General features: G+C 59.5%; 7 protein-coding genes and 2 pseudogenes. 6 read left to right on the top strand and 3 right to left on the bottom strand.

The features are described 5' to 3' along the window. The coding region (locus NKI63_RS30410) for a hypothetical protein (protein ID WP_352824107.1) at positions 1-187 on the bottom strand (187 nt) is incomplete at its 3' end. 108 nt (positions 188-295) lie between these two features. On the opposite strand from NKI63_RS30410, the pseudogene tnpC reads away from it, so the two are divergent. Continuing rightward, a pseudogene (tnpC, locus tag NKI63_RS30405) lies at positions 296-1,185 on the top strand (IS66 family transposase); the annotation flags it as partial. A gap of 149 nt (positions 1,186-1,334) precedes the next feature. Then, positions 1,335-1,424, top strand: a pseudogene (locus tag NKI63_RS30840) (IS66 family transposase); the annotation flags it as partial. Positions 1,425-1,686: 262 nt separating this feature from the next. On the opposite strand, the gene NKI63_RS30835 reads toward NKI63_RS30840, so the two are convergent. Next, positions 1,687-1,968 (bottom strand): transposase, encoded by a 282-nt coding sequence (locus NKI63_RS30835; RefSeq protein ID WP_502900534.1) that lies wholly within the window; start codon positions 1,966-1,968, stop codon positions 1,687-1,689. 197 nt (positions 1,969-2,165) lie between these two features. Continuing rightward, complete coding sequence (locus NKI63_RS30830) at positions 2,166-2,570, bottom strand: IS110 family transposase (protein ID WP_502900533.1); 405 nt, start codon at positions 2,568-2,570, stop codon at positions 2,166-2,168. Positions 2,571-2,699: 129 nt separating this feature from the next. On the opposite strand from NKI63_RS30830, the gene NKI63_RS30390 reads away from it, so the two are divergent. From NKI63_RS30390 to NKI63_RS30375, 4 genes are all read left to right on the top strand, one after another. After that, positions 2,700-3,953: a methylaspartate ammonia-lyase gene (locus NKI63_RS30390; RefSeq protein ID WP_352824106.1), complete on the top strand. Its 1,254-nt coding sequence runs from the start codon at positions 2,700-2,702 to the stop codon at positions 3,951-3,953. Positions 3,954-3,968: 15 nt separating this feature from the next. Next, positions 3,969-5,120, top strand: a complete 1,152-nt coding sequence (locus tag NKI63_RS30385) for a CaiB/BaiF CoA transferase family protein (RefSeq protein WP_352824105.1) — start codon at positions 3,969-3,971, stop codon at positions 5,118-5,120. Positions 5,121-5,256: 136 nt separating this feature from the next. After that, the gene (locus NKI63_RS30380) at positions 5,257-6,159 is read left to right on the top strand and encodes an HpcH/HpaI aldolase/citrate lyase family protein (RefSeq protein ID WP_352824104.1); all 903 of its coding nucleotides are present in this window, start codon (positions 5,257-5,259) and stop codon (positions 6,157-6,159) included. Positions 6,160-6,288: 129 nt separating this feature from the next. Continuing rightward, on the top strand, positions 6,289-6,869 hold a 581-nt coding region (locus tag NKI63_RS30375; protein WP_352824108.1), incomplete at its 3' end, for a LysR family transcriptional regulator.

Raw genomic sequence — 6,869 nt, 5'->3', positions numbered from 1 at the left:
AGGATGAAACGGATGCGTGATCCGCACTAATTGCGTAACTGCGTTCGTAGAGTCTGCATTCCCAAGTGAGGTACAAGCGGCTGGAGGATGGCAAGTTCTGCTGGCCGGGCATACCGATGGTGTCGTGCGACTGACGGCGGCACAGTTGCAGGCACTCCTGGAAGGCCTCGACTGGCGGCGGGTCCATGAAGCCCGCCGGACCCGCGTTCCGGTGCAAGCGGGCTGATCCGCGACCAAGTGAATCAGGCCGGATTCCGCTGTCGCGGGCTGTCGGCGAATATGGTCTGATCCTGTCATGGCGATGACTGCTGACCAGCTTCCCGACGATCCGGACGCGCTGAAGGCGATGGTCCTGGCGCGCGACGTCGAGAACGCCCGGCTGATCCAGATCATCAAGGAATTGCAGCGCCACCGCTTCGGCCGTCGTGCTGAAACGCTCCCCGAGGATCAATTGCTGCTGGGGCTCGAAGAGGCCGAGCAGATCGAGGCCGCCGGCGAGGAAGCGAAGGAACAATCTGCTCTCGCCGAGCGCCAAGCAAAGGCCACGAAGCGCCGGGCGAACCGCGGTGCGTTGCCACCCCACCTGCCGCGCACGGAGATGGTCGTCGACATCGAGGACCATGCCTGCCCGTGCTGTCGCAATGGCCTGCACCGGATCGGCGAGGACGTGAGCGAGCGGCTCGACATCGTTCCGGCGCAGCTGCGCGTGATCGTGGTGCGGCGGCCCAAATATGCATGCCGGGCATGTGAAGATGTGGTCGTTCAGGCTGCCGCGCCGGCCCGGCTGATCGAGGGTGGTCTTCCGACCGAAGCGACGGTCGCCCAGATTCTAGTCTCCAAATACGCTGACCACCTGCCGCTCTATCGTCAGGCGCAGATCTATGCCCGGCAAGGCATCAATCTCGATCGCTCCACGCTCGCCGACTGGGTCGGCCGCGCCGCCTGGCACCTGCGCCCGGTGCACGAGCGGCTGCTTGGCAAATTGAAGTCCTCGCCAAAACTCTTCGCCGACGAGACGACCGCGCCGGTGCTCGATCCCGGCCGAGGCAGGACAAAGACCGGGCAACTCTGGGCCTATGCGCGTGACGACCGGCCATGGGACGGGAGCGACCGCCGGGCGTGGCGTATCTCTATGCACCGGAGCGTCCGATCGCCCATCTCACGGGCTTTGATGCGGCGCGGCAATCAAAGTGAGAGCGCGTATTGCCTCGCCCAAGAGTGTTCCCAAAGAACCATGCCGTTGCCTCACTCGGATGTTCTCGATTGCCTCACCTTTTAGGGAGCAGTTCAGGCGAGGCAATGCGCCTCTCTCCCAGATTGTCGCGCTATACTTTGACGGAATCCTGCAGGTCGACGGATATGGCGGCTATCGGGTGCTCGCCGACAAGAGCGGCGTCACGCTCGCCTTCTGCTGGGCACATCTATGGACGCCCCCGACTTTGCAAGGACTTTTAAGTGGTTCTCGCGACACCTGCGGCTGCAGTCATCTATTCGGCCTCTTCGATGCGACGCACCCTGCGTCACCGGGCTTGATGGTATATCCGCCAACCAGCTCCCAATCACGTTGCGCGAACTCGAGTTCGATGCGCCCAACGGGTTTATCTGGTCCCGGTAAGCCCGGTCCTGCCATCACTCCCTTGTTTGTCCTCGCAACCGCTTCAGCCCGTCCCCAGACTGCTTCTTTAGTCAGGCTGTCCTCTGAGCGGGGGCGCCGTATGTGCCGCCAAACCGCAGCAATGCCCAAACGATGCGGGCGGTCTTGTTGGCGATCGCCACAACTGCGACGTTGGCCGGACGGCGGTCCCGCTTGCTGATCGAGCCGAGTTGCTCTTTGCCGCCTGTGGAATGTTGCTTCGGAACTAAGCCCAGCCAGGCGGAGAAGTGGCGCCCGGACTTGAAGTCGGCCGGACCGCGCATTGACGATACCAGCGCGCTGGCGGTGATGATGCCCACTCCCGGAATGGTCATCAATCGACGACAGGCGCCGGAACTCTTTTGCGACGGATGCCAGATCGCTGTCGATCTTCACGAGCTTGGTCGTCACCTCCCTCAATTGCTCAATGAGATAACGCAGCGCATGCCGCGCAACGGACGGAATTCGAGCCTCCGTCTCGTCCTCGATCAGAACGGTCAGCAGGCCGATATTGTGCGCGCGGTTGAGCCAATCACGCCGAATTCGGCAAGGTGCCCACGAATTGCATGATTAGTTGCGTCCTCTGGCGGACCAGCATCTCCCTAACGCGGTGAATCACCATCTGTTGCATCTCCTCCTCGATGGGGACGAAACGCATTGTCGGTCGCGTAACCGCTTCGGAGATCGCCTCAGCATCGGCTGCATCGTTTTTGTTCGTCTTGACGTAGGGTCGCACGTATTGCGCGGGTATAAGGCGAACATCATGGCCTATGCTCCGCAACAGCCGCGCCCAGAAGTGTGCGCCGGGACAAGCTTCAAGGCCAATCAGGCATGGCGGCAGTTCTCGAAAGAATCGTTCGACCTCCTCGCGTTTTAACTTGCGTAGGTGGCCAAGACTACAACGGCCCGAAGCTTCGAGATGATAGGAGTCAGCCATCTGAAAACGCGATGGGACCGTCCGGGACATTATATTGGCTAACGCAATGTCAAATGACGCATAGTTGTAGGAGGTGGATCGAACTGATCCGCTGGTCAATGCAGTCTGGTCGAACTCGAGCGAAATCAAGTGCAAATCAAAGATGTCGTTCTCGCGCCGGGAAATGGCGCGTTTTTCTATGACGACCAAGCCGCTATCAGGGGTGGCGCAACCCTGAATAGTCTCATCTATCTGGGCGAGCCGATAACGCCTGGGTTCACGTCAATTCGCGTTCCGGCATCTTCGCTCAGCATCGGGCTTAGTCTCACCGACGGCACCGTTGTATGGGGCGACATGATGGGTGTTCAGTACTCTGGGGCCGGCGGACGCGACCCTTTGTTCGAAACTGCTCAAATCTCGGATTTGACGTCGCGGGTTATGGTGCCGCGGCTTCTCGATGTCGATGCGTCTCTCTATCTTGATGCCTGCGCAAAGGTTTTCGAGCCCTTCGAACATCAACGGTTACCTATGGCTGTTGAGTATGGCGTGAGCCAAGCTCTTCTTCGTGCAGCGGCCCATCTTGAGCGCATGACAATGGCCGAAATCATATGCGCGGAGTTTGATCTGCCGCTACCGAAGTGCCGCGTCCCGATTTACTGCCAGAGCGGCGATGCTCGAGAAATCAACGTGGACAAAATGATCCTAAAGGCGGTGGATGTGCTTCCCCACGGCTTAATCAACTCACGGCAGAAATTCGGCGTCGACGGCCAGACCTTCATGGGGTTCGTGAAGTGGGTTGCTACGCGTACGCGCGAAATCGGCCGCCCGGGGTATCATCCGGTGCTGCATTTCGATGTGTATGGCTGGATCGGCCAGGAAATCGGCCTGGAGCCGCAACGCATCGCCGACTTTATCTGCAAGGTTGCAGATACCGTTCCGGATTTCACGCTCAACGTCGAGTGCCCGGCGGATTTTGGTTCTACGCAAGCTCAAATTGAGAACTACGCCAAGATCGTATCAATTTTGGACAACCGGGGTTCCAGCGCGCGCATTGTCGTGGATGAGAGATGCAATACGCTTGAGGATATTCGGCTATTTGCCGAAGCCAAGGCCACGCATCTCGTTCAAATCAAGACCCCCGATGTCGGCTCAATCGCCGACACAGCGCGTGCCGTTCTCCTTTGCAAGGCCAACAAGGTCGGAGCGTATGTCGGAGGAAGCTGTACCGAGACTGATCTCTCCGCCCAAGCCTCTGTCCACGTATCGGTGGCGACCCAGGCCGACATGATGCTCGCAAAGCCCGGAATGGGTGTCGATGAGGCATTCTCAATTGTTGGGAACGAACAGAACCGATTGCTCGCGATGCTGAACCGTCGTCGAGCTCAAGCCGAAAATGTCGGATGAAACGCACGGTGTCGCATGCAGAATTGCCTTGAGGGGATCACTGTCGTAGCCGTGGAGCAGGCCGTTGCTGCGCCTTACGCATCGTCTCGGCTTGCGGACGCCGGCGCCCGGGTGATCAAGATCGAGAGGCCCGAAGGGGATTTTGCCCGGAAGTACGACAAGTTGGTGCGGGGACAGAGTGCTTACTTCGTCTGGCTCAACCGGGGCAAGGAGTCGGTTTGTCTGGACCTGAGGTTGGAGATGGACCGCGAGGTCCTCGACACGCTCATTGCCAATGCTGACGTCTTTATCCAAAATCTGAAGCCCGGCAGTATCGAAAAACTGGGTTTCGCGTCTGCGGATCTCCGTCGGCGTTTTCCGCGGCTGATCACCTGCGATATCTCGGGTTTCGGGGAGAAAGGGCCGTATTCCCATTTGAAGGCTTATGATCTCATCGTCCAGGCCGAAACAGGTTTGTGCGCGATCACCGGTACCCAACAGGGACCGGCTAGGGTAGGGGTGTCGGTTTGCGACATCTCGGCAGGTATGACGGCACACAGCGCCATTCTTCAGGCGCTGTATCACCGCGAGGTCACCGGCGAGGGGACAGGCATTCAGGTGTCCCTGTTCGATGCCGTCGCCGACTGGATGAACGTACCAGTTCTGCAACACGACTACAGCAGCTACCGGACGGTACGCGCCGGTGTGAAACACCCGTCACTGGCGCCATATGGCGCCTATCGTTGCGCCGACGGCAAAGATGTCATCTTCTCGGTCCAGAATGACCGGGAATGGGTGAACTTCTGCGGGAAGTTCCTGAGGCAGCCCGAGCTCACACGCGCACCTGGTTTTGCCGACAACATGGAGCGCCTCGGTCATCGTGCGCAACTTGATGAGATCATTGAACGGCGCTTTTCCGAACTGTCCTGCCACGAAGCAATGCAGGAGCTTGAGGCGGCTGGTTTGGCATATGGCCGACTGAACGAAGTGGCGGATATTTCAAAGCATCCCCACGTCCGCAGGGTCGAGGTTGGCACACCTGAAGGAACTGTAGAGACAATAGCGCCGGCGGCGATCTTCAACTCTGAGCGCCCCTCGCTGCGCCCAGTTCCGGCTCTTGGCGCGCATACGGAGACTGTCCGGGAAGAGGTTCTGGGGCGTTTGCGCGAAGGAGCCGCGTCAGCGTGAGCGCGCCTCTTATCGGTAAGGTGGGCGCGCTCGCGAGTTACAAACAGCGTGACTGCTCCTTGCCCTCCCAGTGCAACGGCGGCCCAGCAAGCTCACTGCCACCGCACTGGCTAAAATCGACCGCAGAGGCGACTCCATGATCAGGGATACCGTTCCAGCCGTTGAAAGCGCGATGTCTTTACCCCGCTGGAGATCCCTGCTCTTCGTTCCCGCTCACGCTCCGCGCTTTGTGGAGACGGCCCATGAGCGCGGTGCAGATGGCGTCATACTCGACCTCGAGGACTCCGTTCCCCAGGATCAGAAGTGTGAGTCACGGCGGCAACTTCCTGAATCCGTGGCAAAGGTGGGCCGCAAGGGCAAATGGGTTTTGGTCCGCGTGAATCGTGGTTTGCGCGCCTTGGCGGCCGATCTCGATGCAGCCGTGATGGCGGGTGTTGACGCACTTGTTCTTCCGAAGACGGATTCGGCAGAGTGGGTTTTAGAGATCGCGAATGCGGTTTCAGAACTTGAACGAGAAAGAAATCTTCCGCTGGGACGCATCCGGTTCCTTGCCCAGATCGAGACCCCGGGCGCCTTGCAAAGGGTCGCGGCCATTGCTTCGGCGCATCCAAGGATGGTCGCAATGGCGCTGGGTCCTGAAGACTTCAGTGCCGCTGTCGGCAGCGCCCCGGAATTCGACCTTCTCTTGACGCCGAACCTTTCTGTTCTGTTTGCCGCCCGCGCGGCCGGCTTGCTGCCGCTGGGCTTCATAGGAAGCATCGGCGAGTTCTCGGACACGCATAAGCTTCGTGAAGTCGCGGTGCATGCGCGGCGCCTTGGCTTTGCCGGAGCTTTGGCGATCCATCCGACACAGGTGACCATATTCAATGAAGCTTTCTCGCCAAGCGCACAGGAAATCGAGTGGGCCCAGGGTGTCCTCGCGGCGGAGGAAGATGCCGCCACGCGTGGCCTGTCTGCATTCTCGTTGAATGGCAAGATGATTGATCCGCCAGTAGTGCGGCGCGCCCACGAGATCCTAGCGCTCGCCAGCAATAACTGACCTGCCTTTAATCAGCTGCCGGACAGTGTCTTCGAGCCATAGTACGACAGTTTTGTGGCTTGCCTACCATCTCGTTTCGAGATAGATGTGAAAGCACTGGGGATCATGCCCCGGTTGGATTTGTTGATTGTGGACATCAGGCAGTTAAGATACTTTGTCGGCGTCGTCGAAGCAGGTAGTTTCACGAGGGCAGCTGCGACCCTCAACGTTGCTCAAAGCGCTCTGAGCCTGCATGTGCGTCAACTAGAGGAAGGATTCGGCACCCAACTGCTCGTTCGCGATAGGACCGGTGTCAGCGTCACGGCGTCCGGGGACAAGCTGCTTGAGCGCGCGCGGAACATCCTGAAGGAAATTCAGCTCACTGAGGCGGAACTGACCAACTCGGTGGCTGCTCCTTCCGGAGAGGTGACCATTGGCATTCCGTCCGGAGCCGCTCGCGTCCTTAGCGGTCCCCTGCTTGAATCGGCAAGAAGCGAATTGCCGAGAATCTCACTTAAGATGATCGAGGGCATGACGGGACCGCTCGAGGAGTGGATGGCTGCTGGCCGCTTCAATCTGGCTGTCCTTTACCGTACTGCCGAGAGTGTGGGGCAAATGACGGTGCTGGCACGGGAAGAACTTTGCCTGGTAGTGCCGCGGGGTGAACCGCCTTTCGAAGATTCGATACCGCTCGCCGACCTGCATGCGTTTCCGCTGGCGGTTCCGATGCG

Origin of the sequence: Mesorhizobium sp. M0410, from assembly GCF_040321435.1 — a bacterium.
Taxonomy (GTDB): Bacteria; Pseudomonadota; Alphaproteobacteria; order Rhizobiales; family Rhizobiaceae; genus Mesorhizobium.
The sequence above is the reverse complement of the archived record's forward strand: the minus strand, read 5'-3'. Positions and strand labels throughout refer to the sequence as shown.